At 56.7% G+C, this 23,236-nt stretch carries 16 protein-coding genes; 7 read left to right on the top strand and 9 right to left on the bottom strand.

The annotated features are described in order from the left end of the window. Positions 1–106 precede the first annotated feature (106 nt). The gene (locus tag AB1748_RS07370) at positions 107–1,015 is read left to right on the top strand and encodes a DUF2931 family protein (RefSeq protein WP_367396186.1); all 909 of its coding nucleotides are present in this window, start codon (positions 107–109) and stop codon (positions 1,013–1,015) included. Here the strand turns inward: AB1748_RS07370 and AB1748_RS07375 are convergent. The 3 genes from AB1748_RS07375 to AB1748_RS07385 form a co-directional block, all read right to left on the bottom strand. After that, complete coding sequence (locus AB1748_RS07375) at positions 972–2,090, bottom strand: L,D-transpeptidase family protein (RefSeq protein WP_111139842.1); 1,119 nt, start codon at positions 2,088–2,090, stop codon at positions 972–974. The genes AB1748_RS07370 and AB1748_RS07375 overlap by 44 nt on opposite strands. Positions 2,091–2,306: 216 nt before the next feature. Beyond that, positions 2,307–4,121 carry a glycoside hydrolase family 15 protein gene (locus AB1748_RS07380; RefSeq protein ID WP_367396187.1) on the bottom strand — a complete coding sequence of 605 codons (1,815 nt, stop codon included), beginning with the start codon at positions 4,119–4,121 and terminating at the stop codon, positions 2,307–2,309. A 179-nt stretch (positions 4,122–4,300) separates the two neighbouring features. Next, the gene (locus tag AB1748_RS07385) at positions 4,301–4,879 is read right to left on the bottom strand and encodes a DedA family protein (protein WP_367396188.1); all 579 of its coding nucleotides are present in this window, start codon (positions 4,877–4,879) and stop codon (positions 4,301–4,303) included. Between the two features lie 203 nt (positions 4,880–5,082). Between AB1748_RS07385 and AB1748_RS07390 the strand changes: the two genes are divergently transcribed. The 3 genes from AB1748_RS07390 to AB1748_RS07400 all read left to right on the top strand — a co-directional run bounded on the left by AB1748_RS07390 (position 5,083) and on the right by AB1748_RS07400 (position 9,454). Next, positions 5,083–5,670, top strand: coding sequence for a Yip1 family protein (locus AB1748_RS07390; protein WP_111139845.1), 588 nt, complete (start codon positions 5,083–5,085; stop codon positions 5,668–5,670). 178 nt (positions 5,671–5,848) lie between these two features. Next, positions 5,849–6,796 (top strand): D-alanyl-D-alanine endopeptidase, encoded by a 948-nt coding sequence (pbpG, locus tag AB1748_RS07395; RefSeq protein WP_111139846.1) that lies wholly within the window; start codon positions 5,849–5,851, stop codon positions 6,794–6,796. A 222-nt stretch (positions 6,797–7,018) separates the two neighbouring features. After that, on the top strand, positions 7,019–9,454 hold the full coding sequence (locus AB1748_RS07400; RefSeq protein WP_111139847.1) for a DUF3772 domain-containing protein: 2,436 nt from the start codon (positions 7,019–7,021) through the stop codon (positions 9,452–9,454). A 75-nt stretch (positions 9,455–9,529) separates the two neighbouring features. Here the strand turns inward: AB1748_RS07400 and AB1748_RS07405 are convergent, their stop codons facing one another. From AB1748_RS07405 to dld, 3 genes are all read right to left on the bottom strand, one after another. Then, positions 9,530–12,181 carry a beta-N-acetylhexosaminidase gene (locus tag AB1748_RS07405; protein WP_367396189.1) on the bottom strand — a complete coding sequence of 884 codons (2,652 nt, stop codon included), beginning with the start codon at positions 12,179–12,181 and terminating at the stop codon, positions 9,530–9,532. A 45-nt stretch (positions 12,182–12,226) separates the two neighbouring features. Beyond that, entirely contained in the window at positions 12,227–13,594 is a 1,368-nt protein-coding gene (locus tag AB1748_RS07410) for an OprD family outer membrane porin (RefSeq protein WP_233498981.1), read from the bottom strand. Positions 13,595–13,900: 306 nt separating this feature from the next. Further along, positions 13,901–15,604, bottom strand: coding sequence for a D-lactate dehydrogenase (dld, locus tag AB1748_RS07415; protein ID WP_111139850.1), 1,704 nt, complete (start codon positions 15,602–15,604; stop codon positions 13,901–13,903). A gap of 155 nt (positions 15,605–15,759) precedes the next feature. Between dld and bglX the strand changes: the two genes are divergently transcribed. Both bglX and AB1748_RS07425 read left to right on the top strand, forming a co-directional pair. Next, positions 15,760–18,057: a beta-glucosidase BglX gene (bglX, locus tag AB1748_RS07420; RefSeq protein WP_111139851.1), complete on the top strand. Its 2,298-nt coding sequence runs from the start codon at positions 15,760–15,762 to the stop codon at positions 18,055–18,057. Positions 18,058–18,154: 97 nt separating this feature from the next. Then, a complete protein-coding gene (locus AB1748_RS07425; RefSeq protein WP_111139852.1) occupies positions 18,155–19,030 on the top strand; it encodes an oxygenase MpaB family protein in 876 nt (291 codons plus the stop codon). Between the two features lie 171 nt (positions 19,031–19,201). Here the strand turns inward: AB1748_RS07425 and AB1748_RS07430 are convergent, their stop codons facing one another. The 3 genes from AB1748_RS07430 to AB1748_RS07440 form a co-directional block, all read right to left on the bottom strand. Continuing rightward, positions 19,202–19,558, bottom strand: a complete 357-nt coding sequence (locus AB1748_RS07430; protein WP_158527488.1) for a helix-turn-helix transcriptional regulator — start codon at positions 19,556–19,558, stop codon at positions 19,202–19,204. Positions 19,559–20,287: 729 nt separating this feature from the next. Next, a complete protein-coding gene (locus AB1748_RS07435) occupies positions 20,288–20,611 on the bottom strand; it encodes a hypothetical protein (RefSeq protein ID WP_367396190.1) in 324 nt (107 codons plus the stop codon). A gap of 19 nt (positions 20,612–20,630) precedes the next feature. Next, positions 20,631–21,128, bottom strand: coding sequence for a hypothetical protein (locus tag AB1748_RS07440; RefSeq protein WP_367396191.1), 498 nt, complete (start codon positions 21,126–21,128; stop codon positions 20,631–20,633). Positions 21,129–22,026: 898 nt separating this feature from the next. Between AB1748_RS07440 and AB1748_RS07445 the strand changes: the two genes are divergently transcribed. Continuing rightward, positions 22,027–23,136 (top strand): suppressor of fused domain protein, encoded by a 1,110-nt coding sequence (locus AB1748_RS07445; protein ID WP_293773797.1) that lies wholly within the window; start codon positions 22,027–22,029, stop codon positions 23,134–23,136. The last annotated feature ends 100 nt before the right edge of the window (positions 23,137–23,236 follow it).

A 23,236-nucleotide genomic window follows, 5' to 3' on the forward strand; every position in this document is an offset into this window, starting at 1 on the left:
AAAGAAGAATCAGCAGTGCAGTCAAACCGGCACAGCTTGTGACATCTACTAACCGGTCGGACGAACGCTGGCAGCGTACGGTTTAGGATATGGACGGGAATAGAATATGGAAATAGAACGCGTGGCAGGGCTTGTTGCCATTCTGATACTGACTGACTGTCACAGTGCAGGCCAGACGACTCCGGTAGGGGCCAACATGGATACTCCCTCAGAATGGAAATTCAATTTCTTCACTCCAAAAGCGCTACCTGCTCTGGTGACATTTGCCGTCATTCAGGGTGCCGACGGTACGATTTATCGCTTTAATACACTGAACAGCACTTCTGCGTTGCCTGACGTTATCGGTAAGTGGAATGATAAAGATCGGGCTTCGGGTGGCTACTGGAACCATGTTGATCGCCCTCCTAAACATTTTATCTTTTGCTGGGATTCCATAATTGATAAGAAAGTGTATGAGACGCATCTGACTGTCCCTGATGTTATCGTAAAAAAGATGAACAGTGGCAGTGGGAAAACGGATCCCTATAATAATACCTATGACACCATTCAGATTGGCCTGGCTCCGGAGGGGAAGGTAGCGGTATGGCTAAAAGGTATCGGGTTTGAGCCTAATTATCGTATCACGCCGTCTGTCCTGGAAACTTTCTCAGGAGACAAACTGGATGTCTGTAAAGAGATCACCAGACATCCAAATGGATATAAATATTACGGAAAAACCCCTGATTTTATCAAAGAAAAAAATACCCTTACGGTGAATGGTAACGTTCCGGATACTTTTAGGCGGAGTGAAGATATAAACACTTCGGGCAACCGGAATAGCGTATACCCGAACAATCAGGGAGTAGCCAGTGGTGCAGTCAGCCCGGCGAAATGGATGATTTCCTCTGATTGGCCAGTTGAGCGCCAGGACACCTTAATTCAGGCAAAAAAAAGCCAGCGACGGGCGCTGGCTTCCGGAGGCAGAGAGGCGATTACGAGTTGCTGTTCGCCGGGGTTGCCGGTGCGGCCTGGGTGACCGGGGCCGCCGGTGCCGCGGTGTCGGCTGGCTGCTGCGGCTGGGCCGCATCGCTGTTCGCACCCTGTGGTGTCACCGGGGTCATCGGCTCTTCCTGTGGCTGCGCCTGTGAGTTTTCCGGTACCTGAACCGGCGCGGTCTGGATGTTGTTTTCCACACCGTTCACTTTCACTGGCATACCGGTACGGCTCTGAATCGCGCCATTGACCTGATCCTGGTTGACGCTGGCATCAACCAGCACTTTGCTCACGGCCTGGGTCAGCGTAATCGGCACCAGCTCACGGGAGTTAAACTGCTCTTCGGTGGTCGACAGCGGGTTGTGCACTTCGAGATAACGCGAACCGTCTGGCTCTACGGTCGCTTTCACCGGCTGGTCGACGAACTGAACGCGCGTGCCAACCGGCACGTTCTGGAACAGCCATTTGATGTCGTCGGCGCGCAGACGCACACAGCCGTGGCTGACGCGCAGGCCGATACCGAAGTTGGCGTTGGTGCCGTGAATCGCATAGAGGCGGCCGATGTAGAGCGCGTAGAGGCCCATCGGGTTATCCGGGCCGGCCGGGAAGACCGCTGGCAGCGTTTCACCGCGTGCCGCGTAGTCCGCATGCATGCCTTTGGTTGGTGTCCAGGTCGGGCCATCTTTCTTGCGTTCTACGGTAGTGGTCCAGTTGATCGGGGTATCTTTACCCAGCTCACCGATACCAATCGGCAGGACCACAACGGTTTTGCTGCCTTTCGGATAGTAATAAAGACGCATCTCCGCGCTGTTAATCACGATGCCTTCACGCGGAGCGTCAGGCAGGATCAGCTGCTGTGGGATGATCATTTTACTGCCAGCCTTAGGCAGATAAACGTCAACGCCCGGATTGGCTTCCAGCATGTTGCTGAGGCCCATCTGGTATTGCGCCGCAAAAGCTTCCAGCGGCAGCTTGCTGTCTTCAGGGACAGTAATTTCAATATTTTCCCCGATCAGACGGCTGTTAGCCGGCGGTAACGGGTAAACCACAGCAAAGGCGGACTGGCTGAACGCCGCCAGAGCCAGTGCGATTGAAGCGAAAGCGCGAATGATTTTCATATTTTACAATTCTTTATCGCCATATTTCAGGCTGTTCAGTGTGTCGAATCTATGCCGGCCAATGTGACCTGCTGCGCATTATATGTTCATTAATCTGACGTTGTGAATCGGGATTTTAACCTGCCTGCAATACTTTACGTAAATTCACGGCGGATGTTAGCCCATTTCCGGAAAACCGGACGCATAAAATGGGGCTTTCCGGCGTGGCCGGGGGGGCTAAGGTTGCCACTGCGTCTGTTCACCGCTGAGTTTCCGGTTCAGGAAAAAGGCGGCACTGATCAGCGCCAGATGGGTCAGCGCCTGCGGGGTATTTCCCAGCGCATGACCGTGACTGTCGAACTCCTCTGCGTAAAGGCCCAGCGGATTGGCGTAACTCAGCAGTTTCTCAAATTCGAAATGCGCCTCCTGCACCCGGCCCGCGCGCGCCAGGCACTCGACATACCAGAAGGAGCAGGCACCAAAGGAGCCTTCGGTGCCATTCAGGCCATCGGCGGGCGTCTCATGGATATTGTAGCGTCGCACCATGCCGTCGCTGACCAGCTGGGTTTTGATCGCATCCAGGGTAGCAATCCAGTCCGGATCGGTGGCGCCGACGAAGCGCACCAGCGGCATCAGCAGCATCGAGGCGTCGAGGTAGTCCCCGTGCCGGGTCGAAACGAAGTGGCCGCGTTCGGCGTTCCAGAAGTTCGCCCAGATATCTTCCCGGATCGCCCGGCGGGCCCGATCCCAGCGCTCATAAGGCATCGGCAGCGATCGCTTCATGCCCAGGCGCAGCGCGCGGTCCATCGCCACCCAGCACATCAGGCGTGAATGAAGGAAATGCTGCGGCTCGCCGCGCATCTCCCAGATCCCGGCATCGGGCTGATCCCAGTTTTCGCTCAGCCAGTCGATCATGCTGACGACATACTCCCAGCCGCGCTGGGAGATCGCCTCGCCATATTTGTTCGCCAGATAGACCGCATCCATCAGCTCGCCATAGATATCAAGCTGGGTCTGCTGCCAGGCGTCATTGCCGATGCGCACCGGCCGTGAGTCGGCATAGCCAGAGAGATTGAGCAGCTCCATCTCATGCAGCTCCGTGCCGCTGTCCAGCCGGTACATCACCTGCAGACGCATCTCGTCGTGATGGCTGTTAGCGACGCAGCGGCCGACCCATTGAGTAAAATGTTTGGCTTCATCGACGTAGCCCAGCCGCATCAGGGCATACATGCTGAAGGAGGCGTCCCGGATCCAGGAGGCGCGATAGTCCCAGTTCCGTTCACCGCCCAGCTCCTCCGGCAGGCCAAAGGTAGCGGCGGCCGCGATAGAGCCATGCTGATGTGAGGTCAGGAGTTTCAGCACCAGCGCCGAACGCTGGACCATCTCACGCCAGCGGCCCTGATAGGTGCTTTGTCCGCTCCAGTGTCGCCAGTAGCTGAGCGTCTCTTCAAAGCAGTGTTCGGTGGCCAGCGCCTCGATATGCGCATCGTCCACGCTGCCAAATTCAAACTGCGCATGTTCACCCGCCTGCAGCGTGAACAGGGCTGACGCGCCATCCTCCTCCAGCGTCATCACCACGCTGGCCGCCAGCCGCAGCGACGGCTGCCCCTCGGCGTGAAAATCGATACAGCCTTTGTGCGCTTCCGCCCGTGTCTCTGCGCGGGCGTAGTCGTGGCGGGGAGAACAGCGCAGGCGAAAGGTTGCACTGCCGCGAACCATCTTCACCCGGCGGATGAGGCGCGGCAGCTTACTCCTGTCATCGCAAATCGGCATGTAATCGGTGATCTCAGCCACGCCTTTTTCATCAAGCCAGCGGGTCTGCAGAATATTGGTATCGGGCAGGTAGAGCTGCTGGCGCCGCGCATTGGGCCAGTCGGGTGCCAGGGAGAAAAGTCCGGCATCCTCGCCGTCGAGCAGCGCAGCGAAGACCGAGGGGCTGTCCAGTTCCGGCCAGCAGAGGTAATCAATGGTGCCATCACTGGCAACCAGCGCACAGGTGCGCAGATCGCCGATTACACCGTGCTCTTCAATCTTACGTTTTACCTTACTCATCCTAATCTCCCTGTCAGTGTCCCTTTAACTATAGCCGAGGCCGTCGATGCGGCTTCGTTTGCGCACAGAGGGTTAACGCCGGGGGCTGCAAAGGAAGAGGGGAAAGCAGGCCGGACGCCTGAAACGTCCGGCCCTGTGGCGGATTCTGCAGGAATGAGGAGGGAAGGCCGCAGCCGCGGTTACTGGTCGGCGCGACGGGTATGCCAGCGGCGGATCACCCAGCGCAAGACAAAGGCAAACACCACCGCCGCAATCAGCCAGAGCAGATGCTTGAGATGCTGGTCGAGCTTGTGCAGCCACGGCGCGATAATCCCGCCCGCGAAATAGCCCAGCGTCACAAAGATCAGCGCCCAGATGGCGGCACCGATGACGTTAAGAATAAAAAACTTCATCGGGTTGAGGCGGCTGGCGCCGATGATGACCGGTCCAATCAGCCGGAAGCCATACATAAAGCGCACGCCAATCACAAACAGGCTGGGGCGGCGTTTAATCAGGCGGTTAGCTTTCACCACTTTATCCTGATGCTTTTTAAACCGGCGCAGGATCCGGGTGCCCCAGCGACGGCCGATCCAGTAGAGCAGCTGATCGCCGATGATTCCGCCGCCCATCGCCGCCAGCACGACGCCCGTGTAGTGCAGTAATCCCTCGTGCGCGGCAACGCCGCCCAGCAGGGTGAATGTCTCCCCCTCGGCGATACAGCCAATCAAAAGTGCCAGATAACCGTACTGCGTAATTAATGCGTTGATGTCCAGATGCAAAATGACACTCCCTGTTCAGTGGCTGTTTGTTCAAGTCTATACGCGATTTCGTTTCGCTTCCGCCCGCACCCACGGCTGCGTTTATTTATGCTGTTTTTTTGTCCGGTCGCCACGAAAATTTTGCTGCCGATTATACTTGAGAAGACGCTGCCCTTAAGACGCATGCTTCATCGGGCGGCCCACTGCATCAGAGGAGTGACTGTATGAACCATGTCTGGGGACTTCTGGCGCATCCGAACCTGGAAATGCGTCATATCAAGCAAGAGAACGAAAGCGTTTCGCATCACTACACCCACCATGTCCTGCTGATGGCGGCGATCCCGGTGATCTGCGCCTTTATCGGAACCACGCAGCTGGGCTGGAATCTGGGCGATGGACAATATGTGCAACTGAATCTGGCCACCGGGATCGGGCTGGGCATCCTGTTCTATCTGATTATTCTGGGCGGCGTGGCTGTGATGGGACGCGTGATCCACTGGATGGCACGCGACTATCCGCAGCGGCCTGGAGTGCCGCGCTGTACGGTATTTGCGGGCTATGTGGCCACACCGCTGTTTCTCAGCGGGCTGGTGGCGCTTTATCCGCTGGTCTGGCTCTGTGTGCTGGCGGGTGCACTGGCACTGCTCTACACCGGCTATCTGCTCTATATCGGCATCCCGCTGTTCCTCAATATCGACCGTGAAGAGAGCCTGCGTTTCTCCGGCTCGACGCTGGCGATCGGCGTGCTGGTATTTGAGGTGTTGCTGGCACTGACCGTCGTGCTGTGGGGCTATGGACCGCATCTGTTCTGACCGACCGCTGCCGCCCTGTGGCGGCAGCGTGCTTTTTACGCCCGGAAACAATCTCGCCAGGAAATTTCTTAACCTTAAGCGTATGATACCGCAGCCAGCCCGCGCACTGACGTGACGGGAGCGGGCGGCCTGTGTCGGACTGACACAGTACATAATCATAACCGGGTTTTTTTCTACGATGCCTGCAAAAATTCGTTCCACCCTGCTTTCGCTGGCGCTGCTCGCTTCAGGGCAGATTGTGTCACTTCCGGCGCAGGCGACCACGTCGCTGTCGCAACTTGCGCCTATTGCTCAGCCGCAGATCGCTTCTGGCAGTGCGATGATTGTCGACCTCACCACCAATAAAGTGCTCTTTTCCAGCCACCCGGACCGGGTCAGGCCCATTGCGTCGATCACCAAACTGATGACGGCGATGGTGGTGCTGGATGCGCATCTGCCGATGAATGAGATGTTAACCGTCGATATCAGCCAGACGCCGGAAATGCGGGGCATCTTTTCACGCGTGAAGCTCAACAGCCAGATCAGCCGCCGCAATATGCTGCTGCTGGCGCTGATGTCCTCTGAAAACCGCGCCGCCGCCAGTCTGGCGCACGCCTATCCGGGCGGCTACAACGCCTTTATCCGGGCGATGAACGCTAAGGCACGCGCACTGGGCATGAAGCAGACCCACTATGTCGAACCGACCGGCCTGTCGACGCAGAACGTCTCCAGTGCCCAGGATCTGGTTAAACTGCTCAAGGCGACGCGGGAGTATCCGCTGCTCGGCGCGCTCAGCACCACCAAAGAGGAGACGGCGGTGTTTGCCCATCCGAACTATGCGCTGCCGTTCCGCAACACCAACCATCTGGTCTATAAAAATGACTGGCACATTCAGCTGACCAAGACCGGCTACACCGATCAGGCGGGCCACTGTCTGGTGATGCGCACGATGATCAACAATCGTCCGGTGGCGCTGGTGGTGCTGGACGCGTTTGGCAAATATACCCACTTCGCTGACGCCAGCCGTCTGCGCAGCTGGCTGGAAACCGGCAAAGCGGCACCGGTGCCTGCCGCCGCGCTGGCGTATAAAAAACAGAAGTCGGGCCAGGTGGCCAGCAACGGTGGCGGCACGACTGACGTAGAATAACAGCCGGATTGCGGCGCCACGCGCGCCGCTTTGACTGGCGGCGCTGACCAGCCGCCAGACCCGGCCGGGCCGCAGCCGATGTTCCGCTTCAGGCCGCTGTCCGCCCGGAATGCGCCTGAAAAATACCCGTTATTCCTATATTGCCATCCCTTGTAAAGCCCTACACTACGCGCGAATGGCGAGGGACGATCGCCTGATTTAAGCTGCCGGAATCTTACTCATATGTTTATACGATCCCTTTTTGCATTGTTGATGCTGGTGCTGGTGGCGTTCACCCCGGCGCTGACGCTGGCCGCGGATGATACGGCCACTGCTGCTCAGGAACAGGATGCTGCGCCGAAGCTGAATGCCGCCGTAGAACTGCCGAAAATGCAGAAAATCCTTGATAAAATCAAAAGCCAGGTGTCGGGTGATGCCGGTGAAAACAAGCTGACTCAGCTGAATGAAATGGCGCTGGAGCTGTCGGGTAATGCTGATACGCTGGGTCAGGCGCTGGTGCCGGATCGGCAGCAGGTGGAGGCGCAGTTGCAGGTGCTGGGCCCCGCGCCTAAAGCCGACAGCGGCGTCAAAGAGACGCCGGAAGTGACGCGTAAGCGTAATGCGCTGGAGAGTCAGAAAAGTAAGCTCGACGACCAGATTAAGCAGGCCGAAGGCATCAAAAATGGGGCGCTGACGCTCTCTTCGCAGATTGTCAACCTGCGTCGTGATCAGCTGAAAAGCCAGCTGGCGCTGAACTCCGGTACGATCCTGGGCGCGCGCTTCTGGTCACCGCTGCTCAACAGTCAGGATCTCGACGGCGAAAAAATCGCTGAATTCCTGCAGGAGCTGCAGGACACCGCCGCGCTCTCCTGGGAGCCAGGCTGGCGCGTGGGCAGCGTCATGTGGCTGCTGGCGGCGCTGCTGGTGATGACGGTGGGCCGCCGCTACGGGGAGGAGTTTCTCGCCTGGGTCAGCATTCACAAACTGCCGGAGGGCAAACTGCGCCGCAGCTTCCTGGCGGCCGCGATAGCCCTGACCACGCTGGCGGCGGTGGTGCTGACCTTTAACTTTATCGCGCTGGCCTTTACGCGCCGCGATGAGGTTTCTGAAAACGTGCAGGATTTTGTCGATCGGCTGGTGCAGCTCAGCGTCTTCTGCGGCCTGATCGCCGGACTGGGCCGCGCTTTTCTCTCTACGCGTCGCCCCAGCTGGCGGCTGCCGACCATCTCCAATGAGGTGGCGATGGCGTTAAAGCCCTTTCCACCGATTACCGCCGTGCTGGTCTTTATCTTCCAGACGGTGGAAGCCTTTAACTACAGTGTCGGCACCAGCCTGAACACCACGATTTTTGCCAACGGCCTGACCGCGCTGCTAATCGGCACTACTGCGCTGGCGATCAGTGTGCGGGTTAACCGCGTGCGCCGTCGTATGACGCTGGCGGGCACCCCGCCAGAGGCGCGCTCTACGCTGGTCGGGCTGATTCAGATGGGCCTGACGCTGACGGCAATCGCTATTCTGGTGTCGCTGCTGATCGGCTACGTGACCCTGGCGCGCTTCCTGAGTTACGAGGTGATCTGGTGCGGCCTGCTGTTTGGCTCGTTCTACTTCCTCAGCCACCTGCTGAATGATGGCTGTGAGAGTTTCTTCTCGACCAGTAATGCGACCGGTCGTCGCATTCAGAATTCGCTGAACATCAATGAACGTCACCTTCAGCAGGCGGCGACGCTGCTGACAGCCATCGGGAAAACGTTCCTGGTGCTGGTCGTGGCGCTGGCGCTGGTTAACGGGACCTTTGCCTCCTCCACGCCGATTGAGCTGCTGCAGAAAGTGATTGAATTCTGGGGCGGTAAAGGCCTGGAGTCGATGAATATCGTGCCGGCGCACATGGTCAATGCGCTGATCTGCCTGATCGTCGGCATCTATGTGCTGCGTTCGGTGCGCCGCTGGCTCGATACTGATTTTCTGCCGAAAACCACGATGGATGTGGGTATGCGGGTGTCGCTGGTAACGCTATTCAGCAACATCGGCTATGTACTGATCATCCTGCTGACCCTGTCGATTATGGGACTGCAGTGGAACAAGCTGGCCTGGATCGTCAGTGCATTGTCAGTCGGTATCGGTTTTGGTTTACAGGAGATTGTGAAGAACTTTATCTCGGGGCTGATCCTGTTAACCGAGCGGCCGGTAAAGGTGGGCGATCTGGTCAGCATCAGCGGTATCGAAGGGGATATTCGCCGGATTAACGTGCGCGCCACGGAAATTCAGCTGGGCGATAAATCCACGGTGATCGTGCCGAACTCACAGTTTATCTCGCAGAACGTGCGCAATGCGACGATGGGGAACGCACAGGGGGTGGTAACGATTACGCTGACCTTCCCGCTTAACACCGATCCGGGCAAGGTGCGCGATATTCTGCTGGAAGTGTATAACGAAAACGAACGTATTCTGGAGACGCCGGAACCCTCTGTGTCGTTTAAAGATCTGACACAGCAAGGGATTGTACTGAGCGTCACCGGCAACGTGGCGGGTCAGCGGCAGATCTCCGGTGCCAAAAGCGACCTGCTGTTCGACATTCTGACGCGGTTGCGCAAGGAGGGCATCCTGCTCTCGACTCCGCAGACGATGATTATTGAGCGTCGTCAGATGCCGGGTGCGGAACCCGAAGAGAAGCTGGTTTAGCAGTAACATGGCCGACGTCTGTCGGCCATGTTATTTTTCAGGCAGAGGCTTCTTAGCCGCCTGCCTCCTGGCTCTCTAGAGCGTTTCGACGCGGCTGCTACGCTGGCCGTCGCGGCTTACCGAACGAACGGATACGCTTCCGCTGACCTGGGGGGGCTGGCGGGCATCGTAACGCTGCCAGTTAACGCCGTTGTCCAGGCTGTACTCCAGCGTCACGCCAGGTAAGGCCACGTTCATCGACAGAATGCCATCGACGATTTTTGCACCCGGCAACGGCAGGCGATAATCGATGCCCGCTTTGTCCAGTTTCATCAGTTCGCGCTGCCCCAGCAGATTGGCAAATCGCTGCCAGTCACGCAGACGTGCCTGCTGATCGACGAGATGCGTACTGCCGCCCGTGTACTCCTGACCCACCTGATAATCCCGCTCCCAGCTGGCCCGATGCCAGCTACGTTCTGCGACCGCAAAAAGGCGAGGGTAGAGCATATATTCCATCTGGGCATCCGTACGCACGGTTTCGCTCCACAGCTGCGCCGAGACCCCATAGGCCCCGCTCCAGGGCTTCACCGATTTGGCGCTGAACGCGTTGCCGTCACGGTCGACAGAAGTTTCCGCATTCTGCGGCAGGTTGTCGGGCGCGAAGCCAAAGATTTTGCGTTCATCGTTGAAGCGGGTGCCCCAGTAGTAGCCGCGCTCAAGCGGATTCACCTCATACGGAAAATCCAGATAGAGGTAATCAGGGCTGGAGATCACCACGTCATAGCCTTTCTGAGACCAGTCACTGGCACTGTCATAACCGCCCCAGTAGAGCGTATCCCAGAAATTGACCGCCACACGCGGCGTTGCAAAGGCGGCGGCATGGCTGACCTCTTTTAAGCCATCCTGCCAGGCCTGCATTTTGCCAATGCCGTGCCGGTTCACGATATCGCTGACGGCCAGGGCAAAATAGCCCGGCAGATGGGCCAGATTTTCCACTTTGCCGCTTTTCACAAGGGCCTGGCAGACCTGTGATTTCTGCCACGGCAGATCTTCGTGACGCTGGTCGCGCAGGCCGGTGCCCGGTTTCGGATCGTTTTTGTCCGAGTAGCCCGCACCCAGCCGGATATTCTTCGCCTCATCCCCGCCAAAATGCCAGACGGTGAGCGGTTGTCCCGCCTCCTGGTGCATGGCCTGGATTTCACCGATCACTTTATCGACGAAACGCTGTGAACTCTCAAGACAGGGATTCAGGTAGCTGGTGCGGTCATAGAACTGAACAGAGGTGGTCTGCGAATCATCGGTCGGGTCCATCAGACGATAGCGTGTGGCCTCTTCAGGTTTGCCCTCTGCCGTCAGCCGCTGGTAGCGGGCTTCCATGGCGATCACGGCGGCGCGGGCATGGGCGGGCATATCAATTTCCGGGATCACCTCAATATGCCGGGCCTGCGCATACTTCACTATCGCGATGTAGTCGTCACGACTGAAATAGCCGCTGCCACTGTTATCGCTGAACGGACCGGAACCGAGCTGCGGCAGCAGACAGCGCTGTTCGGTCAGGTCATGACAGCGTTTTGCACCCACCCCGGTCAGTTCGGGTAAGCCAGGAATGTCAATCCGCCAGCCCTCATCATCACTCAGGTGAAAATGAAAGCGGTTCATCTTCCATGCCGCCATCTGATCCAGCAGCCGCATGACCGCCTGTTTACTGTGAAAATGCCGGGCAACATCCAGCAGTGCGCCGCGATAAGCAAAGCGCGGCGCATCGTGCGCTTCCAGGCTGGCAATACGGGGTGCATCTTCACCGGGTATCAGCGAAAACAGTGACATCAGGCCGTAGAAAGTACCGGCCGCATCGTAGCCCGTTATGCTGGCACGACGGGGGGTAATATCCAGATCGTAGGCGCCCGATTTCGCCAGCACGCCGCTGAAATGCCTTGGCTTAACCTGCGTTGTGATGGCGAACCCCTCTGGCGACGTTTTCAGCCCGAGCAGCGTCAGGCGCTGTTTTACCGCCTCCACAGTTTCGCTGCTTAGTCCGCTCAGCGACAGCCTGACGCCCCGGCTGAGATCGGCATTCTGCGGGCGCAGTTTCACATCGAGCGGGGTGGGGGTTATTTGACCGCGCAGCGCGGAAGCGGGAAGGGTTACGACATCGTTGTTGCGATCAAAACGGCTGGCAGGCTGCATCAGGATATTGTGATCATCGGCGCTGCGCCGCCAGTGATCGCCCAGCGGCAAGACAAAACGACTGAGATCCTCATGATCGGTGCTGGCAATAATTTTTGGCGTGGCCTCGCCAGCCGTGACATACCAGCGCGGCATGACATCGGTTATGAAAAGCTGCCAGTACTCGTTAACGATGGGGATCTGCACCGATTCGCCCGCGCCGATGCCGGTGAACTTCTCTGTCGGCTCCAGCCGGGTTAAGTCGCCGACCAGATGGGTCATTTTAAACTGCTCGTTGTCGACCCGCAGCGTCTGATGAACGTTGCTCATGTAGATCGCCCAGTGCCGGCTGTTCAGCGCGGGGCCATGATTGGTGAGGGTGATCGTGGCGCGGTTACAGGCGGCGTAGTCGGCGCCCAGGGCGGCACAGTCGGTGCCATGCAGGGCGGCCTGGTTGTCAGTGACCTGATAGGTCACGCCAAATTTGCTGATCTGATCCACCATTTGCTGATCGGACGGGCTGGCGTGGCCTGTCGTGGCCACGCCGAGCAGGGTAAACGCGATAAGGCTTAACTTAAACATAGTGATTCATCCTTGCTGCTGAAAAAGGTCCGTGTGTGCAGGGCGTCAGAACACCGTAAACGGCGCAATAACCATAAACTTGATGTCCTTTTCGTCCTGGAACATATTGCCGTAACCGCCACTGTAACTGGGCAGGTCGCTGTGATTGTCGTAGCGGGTGTAGTGGAGTCTGAACTGTGTATCCTTCGCGCGGCCCTGCTGAATTTGATAGATCAGATCGAGGTTCCAGGCGGACTCCTTCAGCCGCTGGCTCTGATCAACGGTGGGCAGCGTAGAGGGTCTGGCATCCCAGCCCCAGACATAAGATGTTCCCACTTTCCAGCCAGCCAGCTGCCAGGGAGTGAGATCGAGCATCGCCCCGGCAAAGATCGCTTTCTCGCCATTGGCGTTCCAGTCTGAGCGGGCATCCCACCAGATATCCAGTCGTCCATTCGAGCTGGCATAGGCAGGCGTCATGCGCTGCAGAAAGAAACCCTGATTGCCTTCGGCTTTGACCCAGGTGCCTTCGAGGCGCAGATCAACCGGGCCGACGTTATAACCGAACGTAAGCGCCTGCAGCCAGGCCAGACCATCATAGACATCGCGGACATTCGCTGCCCCACCGGTAACGTGGTCATGTGCACCATAAAACTGATAGCTGGTATTAAGGGCATGGCCGCCCGGTGTGGCTGACCAGGACGCTTTAGCGAAATATTGATCCATATAATCTGCAGCCTGACCAAATGCCCCTTCCAGAACAAGACTATTTTTGAAGTCATATTTCATGCCGAACGAATGCAGGTAGCGAATACCCGTTTTACCATCTGCCTCGCGGAAATCATATAAATCCCGATACCAGGGGGCTTTATATTTGTCGCTCCATATCCAGGAGAGCGATAATTCTCCCGCCGCCTGAAAATCATACCGCGCACCTGTTTCGACGCCCCGATAAGTGCCGGGTAAAAAACTCCAGTGCGACGCAATCAGTGACTGACCGGTTGGCTGAATATAACCGGCACGTAACCAGTAGTCGTGATAGTTTAATTTGAGCGCCGCTTTATAAATGGCGGCGCCGCTGCTGTCGCCATTCCATTTCTCTTCCCAGCGCGTTCGTGCCTTGCTGAAGCCAATTTCGTTGGGTGCTGCGGGGCCGCTGCTGGAGAGCTCTGCGGCACCAAACAGGGCAAAGTCCAGTCCGATCCAGCCGCCGGCATAGCCGGACGTATAGTCGAGATTACTGTTGAGCGAGGCGTGATGCAGATTGGCCCGATATTCCCCGTGTGCATCGCTGGCGGGGTCGGTCTCTTTGCGATCCCGCTGTCGCTGCCAGTAAAAAACATTGCCTTTCAGCGACGCATCTTCAATAAATCCGGAAGCATAAGCCGGTAAAGCATTTATTGCGGTCAGCGCAAGCGTTGCCGCCGTTATTTCCATTAACGCGAGCGCGTAATTAATTTTACGCATCTTTATCCCTCCCTGGAAAAATTCATAATTAACATGCTGTGGCTATTTTCTGTCGGTAATTTATTTTTCGCGGCGCGAATTATCAATTGCGGGGGTGATGTTTTGTGAGGGGTTGCGCAGAACACGATCAGAGAAAATAAAGCAGGTGCAATCTGGGAAGGAAAATTAATTTTTTGATGAAAATTATGGCCATTAACGACGACAATAATAACATCGGAGGAACCCGATGCCCGGACGATCAGCCTGCTCAGAAAAGCAGGCTGACCGGAAACGCAGTTAACCCTGTTTCACCGCCCAGCCTTTCTGTTTGCTGGTTTTGCCGATGCCAGGATTGAAACTGTTGGTCGGATCGAGCTGGCGATAGAAGGCGGCCAGTTGCGGTTTAGCCTGATAGAGATGACCGACGTTGTGTTCAGCGGGATACTCCGCGCCGCGCGCCTGCAGAATCGCCAGCATCTGCGCTTTCAGCGCAGGCACATCGACCCCTTTTCTGACGATATAATCCTGATGGAATACGTGACAGAAGAAGTGACCATAGTAGAGGCGATGGCTGAGCGAGGCGCGGATCGCGTCAGGCAGATTTTCAAACCAGTCAGGGTCATTTCGACGCAGGGCGATATCCAGCGCCAGAATATCCTCCACCTCATCGGCATGCACGGCGTGGTAGCGTACTGCCGCGCCCGCCGCCGCAAATCGATGCAGAAAGGCGTGCGCGCCCTCTTTGCCTTCACACTCAAAGAACTCGCCACCGCCCTCACGGAAGTAGTCACGCAGATAGTTACGCGCTTCCGCCACACCCTCGCCAGACATCTTCAGCATCAGATGGTGTTCATATTTGTCGCGATACTGCTTCATGCGTCTGGGCAGATGAGCCGGGAACATCCTGCTCAGCCGCTGCAGCAGCCGGTCGCTGAAGTGGGGCTTAATGAAGGCGAATTTACTCAGCCAGGCATCGACCCGTCCCTTCAGCGTGAAAAACAGCGGCATTTTGTCGGTGCCCAGCTTGTCGATCATCAGGAAGGTATCTTTTCCGTAAACCTCCGCAATATCGTAGATGTCACGATGCATATATTCGCCAGCCACGGGCAGATGGGTAAAATGGGCCAGTATGTGACGGCGAAGCTCGGTAAGAACGCCGGGATCATTGGTGCCGATGTAGAAGACCTGCTGTTGGGGTTCGCTGGCGAAGGTATCAAGTCGCACGGCAAAGACCGCCAGCTTTCCGGCACAGCCGGACGCCTCGAACAGACGCCGCGCATCCGCGTTGTAGCGGGCGGGCGTGTCGGCATCGACCTCACGCACCCGATCGGCGTAGTCGTGATCGGAGGCGTGACGGCCATCATGCTGAACGTCGCCAGGCTGCCAGCGATCGTCATCCAGCCGCCCCAGAATCTCCTCCGGCGAGCTGCCCAGATCGATGCCGAGATGGTTCACCAGCTTCAGTTTTCCACTGGCGTCAATCTGCGCAAACAGCGCCATTTCGCTGTAGGCCGGACCGCGCTTAATCAGCGAGCCACCGGAGTTGTTGCAGATGCCACCCAGCACCGAGGCGCCGATGCAGGAGGAGCCAATGACCGAATGCGGTTCGCGTCCCAGCGGCTTGAGCGTTTTTTCCAGCTGATAGAGGGTACTGCCGGGGAACGCCAGCACCTGCTGGCCATTGTCGATCAGCTGCAGTTTGTCGAGCCGCAGGGTGCTGATAATCACCAGCGGGCGATCGTAGTCGTTGCCGTGCGGTGTGGAACCTTCGGTGAGGCCGGTGTTCGCCGCCTGCATCAGAATGATAACATCGGCTTTCACCAGCGTTTGCAGCACCCGCCAGAGCTCCAGCAGGGTACCAGGAAACACCACGGCCAGCGCCTCGCCGTCGCCAGAGCGAAAGCCTTTGCGATAACGGGCGGTCTGTTCAGGTTCAGTCAGGAGATGGGCCGGGCCGACGAGGCGGCGCAGATCAGAAAGCAGGGCAGAGGTTGGTATCATGAGCAATTCCCTTGTCTTATCAGTGCGACTTAACTGTAGCACGGCTGCTCACCTGAACGCAGTGTGACAGCAGCAGCTACCTGCTATTCTCATCTTGTGGCACACTGCCGCCTGTTTATTCGATATTGCGCAGTTACTTAAGAGAACCCAACCTGATGAAATGGATTTACTCTGTTAGTCTCGCTGTCTCCCTCGCGATGCAACCCGCACTGGCTGAGACAGTGCCAGGTAACCACCCGATGACCGAACAGGCGCGGGATGCCTTTGTCACTCAACTGCTTAAAAAAATGACGCTGGACGAGAAGATCGGCCAGCTGCGTTTAATCAGTGTCGGACCTGATAATCCGAAAGAAGCCATTCGCGACATGATTCAGAAGAGTCAGGTTGGCGCGATCTTTAATACCGTAACCCGTCAGGATATCCGGGCCATGCAGGATCAGGCGATGCAGCTCAGCCGCCTGAAGATCCCACTCTTTTTCGCTTTCGATGTCATTCACGGTCAGCGCACCATTTTTCCGATCCCGTTAGCCCTGGCCTCCAGCTGGGATCTGGATGCCGTAAAAGAGGTGGGGCGCGTGTCTGCCTATGAGGCGGCCGATGATGGCCTGAACATGACCTGGGCACCGATGGTGGATGTCAGCCGTGAACCGCGCTGGGGCCGTGGCTCCGAAGGCTTCGGTGAGGATACCTGGCTCACCAGCGAAATGGGGCGCAGCATGGTGCAGGCGATGCAGGGTAAGAGCGCCGCCGATCGCTACAGCGTGATGACCAGCGTAAAACACTTCGCCCTCTATGGTGCGGTGGAAGGTGGCCGCGACTACAACACGGTGGATATGAGTCCGCAGCGCATGTTTCAGGACTATCTGCCGCCTTATAAAGCCTCGCTGGATGCGGGCAGCGGCGGGGTAATGGTGGCGCTCAACTCCATCAACGGGGTGCCAGCCACCGCAGATAGCTGGTTACTGAAAGATCTGCTGCGCGATAAGTGGAAGTTCAAAGGCATTACCATCAGCGATCATGGCGCGATTAAAGAGCTGATCAAGCATGGCGTCGCCAGCGATCCGCAGGAAGCGGTGCGGATCGCCCTGAAGTCGGGCGTCGATATGAGCATGAGCGACGAATATTACAGTAAATATCTGCCGGATCTGGTGAAGCGCGGCGACGTCAGCATGGCGGAAATCGATGACGCGGCGCGCCATGTGCTTAACGTCAAATATGACATGGGCCTGTTCAACGATCCTTACAGCCACTTAGGCCCGAAAGAGAGCGATCCGCAGGATACTAACGCGGAAAGCCGTCTGCACAGGGCTGAAGCGCGCGACGTGGCGCGTAAGAGCATCGTGTTGCTGAAAAACCGGCTGGAGACGCTGCCGCTGAAAAAATCGGGCACCATTGCACTGATTGGTCCACTGGCAGACAGCCAGCGCGACATCATGGGCAGCTGGTCGGCCGCTGGCGTGGCGAAGCAGTCTGTTTCGCTGCTGCAGGGGATGCGCAACGCCACCGAAGGCAAAGCGACACTGCTCTATGAGAAAGGGGCCAACGTCTCCGACAATAAAGGGATTCAGGATTTCCTGAACCTGTATGAACCGGCGGTTTCGATTGATACCCGTTCGCCGCAGCAGATGATCGATGAGGCGGTTGCCAAAGCGAAGCAGGCCGATGTGATCGTGGCTGCCGTGGGCGAAGCGCAGGGCATGGCGCATGAGGCCTCCAGCCGCAGCGATCTGATCATTCCGCCGAATCAGCAGAAGCTGTTAGCCGCGCTGAAAGCCACCGGTAAACCGCTGGTGATTGTGCTGATGAACGGACGCCCACTGTCGATAGTGAATGAGGACCGGATGGCCGATGCCGTGCTGGAAACCTGGTTCAGCGGCACCGAGGGCGGTAACGCCATCGCCGATGTGCTGTTCGGCGACTACAACCCATCGGGCAAGCTGCCGGTCTCCTTCCCGCGTTCGGTGGGTCAGATTCCGATCTATTACAACCATCTGCCAACCGGCCGCCCTTATAACTTTGCGAAGCCGAACAAATATACGTCGCACTACTATGACGCGGTCAATGGCCCGCTCTATCCATTTGGTTACGGCCTGAGCTACACCCGCTTCACCGTGTCACCGGTTAAAATGTCCTCCCCGACGATGGCGCATGACGGCAGCATTGAGGCCAGCGTGACGGTGACCAACAGCGGTCAGCGCGACGGGGCGACGGTGGTGCAGATGTACCTCAACGATCCGGTTGCTTCAATGAGCCGCCCGGTGCAGGAGCTGCGTGGCTTTAAACGCATCATGCTGAAAGCCGGTGAATCACAGACGGTGACCTTTAAGATCGATGTCGATGCGCTGAAGTTCTGGAATCAGCAGATGCAGCACGTTGCAGAACCCGGCCGGTTTAACGTGATGATTGGGCTCGACTCCGTTCGTACCCAGAATGGGCAGTTCAACTATCTCTAACCGTCAGCCCTCTCCCTGAATCCGGGGAGAGGGGGATGCGGCGTGTTGTCAGCGTCCTGCTGCCGCGCGCCGCATCCTATCCACTATCAGAGCCACCATTATGAATCTGCGTGACCGCATTCAGCAGCAGGTCTTCCGCCTTAATGGCCTGTCGATGAATGAATTTGACCTTTCTCAGCCGCCTGGCGATCCCGGCCTGTTTGGCCCGGACAGCGTGATCTGGCGCGTCCACGGCGATTTCACCGCCATGATGTGCGGGGGGATCAGCGCGCTGCTGCTGCAGATGCTGCATCCGGCGGCGCTGGCGGGCGTCTGGGATCACTCCAACTTCCGCGAAGATATGATGGGCCGTCTGCGCCGCACCAGTCAGTTTATTGCGGTGACGACCTACGGTAACCAACAGGATGCGCAGACGCTGATCGCGCGGGTAAAACGCATCCACCTTAAAGTCAGCGGCGTGGACAGTATGGGGAAGCCCTATGCGGCCAGCGATCCCCATCTGCTGACCTGGGTTCATGTCGCGGAGACCAGCCGTTTTCTGGCGGCCCATCTGCGCTATAAAAATCCGCACCTCACCCGTGCTGAGCAGGATCGCTATTATCAGGAAGCGGCGCTGATTGCCGAAGCCCTGGGAGCGGAGCGGGTGCCCAAAAGCGTCGTCGATGTGGCGGACTATCTGCAACAGATGCGGCCTGAGCTGCGCTTTGACGAGCGCACCGCAGAAGTCACGCGGCTGCTGATGAACGCTCCTGCGCCGAGCTGGCAGGCGAAACCGGTGATGAAAATCATGCTGAAGTCAGGTTTCGGGCTGATGCCCGCCTGGGCGCAGGCGATGTCCGGGCGTGAGATCGGCCGCTTACAGCAGACGATCATCGATCAGAAGATTAATGCGATAGCGGTGGGATTACGCTGGTCAATTCAGCGCGGAGCCTGGTATCGGGCGATGGTGAGAATGGGGCGCAACCCTGCATAGCCGAGCCGGGCATCCGGCGTGTCAGATGACGGCCTCTCTCCGGCGCGCGATGCGTGACCGCATCACCCTGCGCCGATGCGGATCGGCGCCTGAGCGGCGACATGGCGGGGACGTATCGCCCTGCCAGTGCTGCGCAGGGCGATCAGGCCATAGTGTAATCCCGTCAGGGCTTTAGCGGCGTGTTTCCATGGCCGTTTCTTCCCCGTTCTGCCCGGCGCTTAGCCGACAGAGCATTTCGCTGAGCGGCAGGGCGAGCGCATAAAAACCGATCAGGCTCTTACAGCCGGACTTCATCAGAATATTGTAGAGATGCGCATAGACCGTCTTCACATGTATTCGGAGCGTCAGGGCGATTTTCCGGGTGCTCATCCCGGACAGCCGCAGGGTCAGGATTTCACTCTCCCGTAAGGTCAGCGGTTTACAGGCACAGGGTGGCTGAGGCAGCGAATCTGCGGCAAATAATCGGCTGATCTCGCCCGGCGTGCTTTTCCTCTCCAGTTTAAAACAGCCCTCGCAGATTAAATCCATGATGTTTTTCTGTCCCGGACAGGAGATGATAAATCCGGCATCGGGAGGATAGTTACCGGGCCAGGCCAGCGAGGATGATTCAACACGGCCGGACCTGCACCATGAAACAAGGTCGATTAGCACGGTGCCTGTAAAAACCAGGCCCGCGGCATACTGTTCAGTGGTCACCTGCTGACACGCTATCCCTTCCCGTTCTGCGAGTGCAGTAAAACCCGAAGTAAAATAGATGTCATCGCAAATCAGCATGATTTTTTTTTAACGGATTGACGTTCTTCATAGGTTTCTCCTTATCGCGCCGGCATTGACGCTGTTTTCAACGCTAAAACGGAGAATCTCTGAAATCGAGCAGGTTATTATTAAGTTAAATTAAATTTTATCGCAGATAAAATGCACGGATTCTGTTTGTTCTGGTGAGGAATGATTAATTAACTTAAATTTTATTGAACGGATTTTTTTGCTGAGGAAATTCAACGGCTATCAGCAGGATCAATAAATACACGCTTTTTAAACAGTTATTTTTTCCAGGCTGGCATACGTGTCAGCTTATTCGGCCGCACGTCAGAGGCCGCAGATTTCAGGTTTACCGCCGGGAGGATGCGCGACTGGCCGACAAAAAAGATGCCGGAGATTTAAGAAACCTTGAGCTGGAGAGTCGTGCCGACGCGCGCTGAACAGCCGCGGAATCTTTTCAGAAAGTTATCCGGCAGGCCGGGGAATTACCAGACACACTCAGAGCGCGCCCTGAACTTTTCTTAACGCATAATCTCTGTATATCCTCGAGCGGTATCTCGCGTGACGTATGATCGACAGATAACCGGGATCGCAGGTGATCACAATCAGCTTCCTGAGTTCAGCCTCCATCTTTGTCCAGATATAAAGGCTGAGAGGGGAGGAGATATTTATCGTTTTCCGGAGTTTTTTCAGCAGCAGATCGATCTCTTTCTTTCTGGCACCGACATCAGCACCCTGCTGATGGGCCAGGGCAATCTTTTTAACAGAGAGGATATAATCGCAGGCTAACGCTTTCGCACTGCCGGGATAGAGTTCATTCATTTATTCAGTCTTCCGCCTCTCAGATAAAAAGCGCGTTGATTCTTTTCAATCCCATTTTTTGCAGGGCACTTGAACGGTGGTAATAAAACACCTTTTTTCGCGTTCTTTCCGTCTGTCTGCACAGGCTTTTTTCGCTCAGCGTCAGCGTCAGCGCGCGATATTCGCCCGGTGTAATGGAGGTGACCTCTTTCAGATGAGTGATAGAGGTTGTAAAGCCGGCCGAAGCGCGCTCCTCTGACTGGTTCTCATCCCGGCTTAAAATCGAAACCTTGCCGGGATGGGCATTCAGATAATAGAGCGCCAGCGGCATAAATTTTTCGCAGGTCAGGATAAACACTCTGTAGTAAGGGGTGTTTTCAATCACTCTGTTGACGATGATTTCACTGATGCTGTTTTTATTCAGCAATAAAAAAAGAGACTCCTCTAACCGGTTTTTCCGGACGGGAAGGCTATTCAGGTAAGAGCGGATGCCCTCTTCGAGAAAACTGTTTTCAGGCGGGTAAGCGTGAATTGTCATGTAAGGCTCCATGCCAGCGGGAGAGTGATTAAATTAAACAGGCCTTCCTGTCAGTATCCACCATAGGTTCATCGATTCTGGTTGTAAATAAAATCGCCATTACTTTTTATTTAATTTTCTTAAATAAAATTTTCCGATAAATTTATCTTTCTCATCGTGGGGCTGAGCGTCTGTGATGGTTGAAAATAAAACCTGGTTGGTTTTTAACTCTCTGATTTTGTTGTTTTTATAATGATGTGGCTCCGCTGGGGGCCGTGGCCTTTGCCATCACGGTTATCGTTTATCTCTCCGGGGTAGCGATCTGTTTTTCTTAAAGGCTGCGTGCTTTTTTAACGAAAATAAAATCACGACGATCAATATCAGAATGAATAATAAAAGCATTGCGGTTCCTTTTTATTTAATGGGTGGGGCCATTATAGGAACCTGCTTTCCGAAGTCTCCTGGTAATTGTCTGTGTTTGGACGCAGGCGATAAAAAAACGCACGCCTGAATTTTTGTGAATATTTCCGTTTTAAAAAGCAGCTCGCGTGATCCCGATAAATAAAGGCCCGAGGTCAGGGACAGCCAGACCCGTCTCTTGATCCTCATTCTTTTTCTGATGATGTCAGCATTCGTTTCCTGCGTCATTACACCTGCGGCGATCAATAAATGCTGCTCTGCTTTTGATCATCGTCTGAATAGGGGTGAGGATGTACTGATGATTTTCAATCACAGAGGGTTGCCGTTTCGTCGCGCAGGGGCAGAACATCGGAGAACGCGGCTTTGGCCGGGCCGATCCCCGTGGGTTACCCCTAACCGCCCACACTTTGAGATTTTTACCCTTGTCTCAGATAGCGCCAGCCAGGATCCTGCTCTAATCTCGGGGAAAATGGATTCCTCCAGGCTTTGTCGAGGCACTATGACGTACAAATCCCTGATTGCTGAAGTCCACAATCAGCAGCGCACCCTGACCGCTATCGTTGAGCAGGATGCGCGCACCGCCTATTTCTATATCTGGCCAACCGACCTGTTCCGCAGTCAGTATGCGGTGCGGGGCTGCTGGCTGCGCAATCTGCTGCCGGCGCCGGCGCAGGAAGATCGTGAGGCGATGGAGCAGGGCATTGCGCCGCTGCTCAGCGCCGAATATTGCCGTAATCTGGAAGCGGAACCCGAGCTGGACCCGGCCGGTCTGCAGGTGCTGTGGGAGCCCAGCGATGATGGTGCGGCGCTGTGGTATTACGGCCAGCTACTGGCGGTGATCCCAGGCTGGAGCCTCTACCAGGAGAAGCAGGTGAGCTTCTCCGCAGGCTGCATTAAAAAGAATCGCCTCACGGCGCCGCTGGGTTCGGCCTCCACCAATGACTACTACGCCCGTGCGGAACATCAGCGCCAGTTCTGGCGCGAGTGGCACGACGGCAGCGAGTGGGACAGGGTCCAGCAGGATCTGATGGCCTGCTATCAGGCCCGATTCGGCGAGTCGGTGAAGTATTACGCGATCGACCAGGGGAGCTGGCCACCGATGGCGATCTCCCAGCACTGGCATCAGGGCGTCTGGTATTTCCTGACGATCGGCATGAGCATCCGCCCCATGCCGCAGGTCGACTTTCTGTTTGATGAGCTGGCCCCGCAGTATCGTCGCATCGAGCTGGGCATGGCGGTGGACGGCGAGGTTATGACCGAAAGCAACGCGGTGCAGATGGCGAGTGCGCTGGCGGAGTTTGTGCATCTGCCGTGGGCACGGCTGACATGGCTTGGCGAGGGTCACACGCTGGCATCGGAAGTGGCGCCCGTTGGCTTTGAAAGCTTCCTGCTGGCGAATGAACTGGCCAGCGAACAGGCGCAGTTTGCCCTGCCCAAGCGCGAGGGTGATCGACCCACCTTACTCTGGACCACGCCGATTACGGAAGCGGAACGGCAGTTTGCGCAGGCCGACGAGCATGGTGGTCAGAAGTTACGGGAACGGTTAACCGCCGAGGGCAGTAATCATATTTTCCGCCCGCGCCATCAGGTCGTCAATCCGGAAGAGTAGGCCGGTTATTGCGCGACGTTTCACCTTACCCCTGCGCCTGCCAGGTGGTGATAGTCGCGCAATGAAATTAAATCCTCATGCAGATCAATTGTTTCTCAAA

Origin of the sequence: Pantoea sp. Ep11b (assembly GCF_040783975.1) — a bacterium.
Taxonomy (GTDB): domain Bacteria; phylum Pseudomonadota; class Gammaproteobacteria; order Enterobacterales; family Enterobacteriaceae; genus Pantoea.

Bases quoted from the DNA above. Each gene is read 5' to 3' on its own strand.
- AB1748_RS07370 (WP_367396186.1), top strand. From the start codon at position 107: ATGGAAATAGAACGCGTGGCAGGGCTTGTTGCCATTCTGATACTGACT.
- AB1748_RS07445 (WP_293773797.1), top strand. From the start codon at position 22,027: ATGACGTACAAATCCCTGATTGCTGAAGTCCACAATCAGCAGCGCACC.
- AB1748_RS07435 (WP_367396190.1), bottom strand. From the start codon at position 20,611: ATGAATGAACTCTATCCCGGCAGTGCGAAAGCGTTAGCCTGCGATTAT.
- AB1748_RS07375 (WP_111139842.1), bottom strand. From the start codon at position 2,090: ATGAAAATCATTCGCGCTTTCGCTTCAATCGCACTGGCTCTGGCGGCG.
- AB1748_RS07410 (WP_233498981.1), bottom strand. From the start codon at position 13,594: ATGGAAATAACGGCGGCAACGCTTGCGCTGACCGCAATAAATGCTTTA.
- AB1748_RS07400 (WP_111139847.1), top strand. From the start codon at position 7,019: ATGTTTATACGATCCCTTTTTGCATTGTTGATGCTGGTGCTGGTGGCG.
- AB1748_RS07430 (WP_158527488.1), bottom strand. From the start codon at position 19,558: ATGGATTTAATCTGCGAGGGCTGTTTTAAACTGGAGAGGAAAAGCACG.
- AB1748_RS07405 (WP_367396189.1), bottom strand. From the start codon at position 12,181: ATGTTTAAGTTAAGCCTTATCGCGTTTACCCTGCTCGGCGTGGCCACG.
- AB1748_RS07380 (WP_367396187.1), bottom strand. From the start codon at position 4,121: ATGAGTAAGGTAAAACGTAAGATTGAAGAGCACGGTGTAATCGGCGAT.
- pbpG (WP_111139846.1), top strand. From the start codon at position 5,849: ATGCCTGCAAAAATTCGTTCCACCCTGCTTTCGCTGGCGCTGCTCGCT.
- AB1748_RS07390 (WP_111139845.1), top strand. From the start codon at position 5,083: ATGAACCATGTCTGGGGACTTCTGGCGCATCCGAACCTGGAAATGCGT.
- AB1748_RS07440 (WP_367396191.1), bottom strand. From the start codon at position 21,128: ATGACAATTCACGCTTACCCGCCTGAAAACAGTTTTCTCGAAGAGGGC.
- dld (WP_111139850.1), bottom strand. From the start codon at position 15,604: ATGATACCAACCTCTGCCCTGCTTTCTGATCTGCGCCGCCTCGTCGGC.
- bglX (WP_111139851.1), top strand. From the start codon at position 15,760: ATGAAATGGATTTACTCTGTTAGTCTCGCTGTCTCCCTCGCGATGCAA.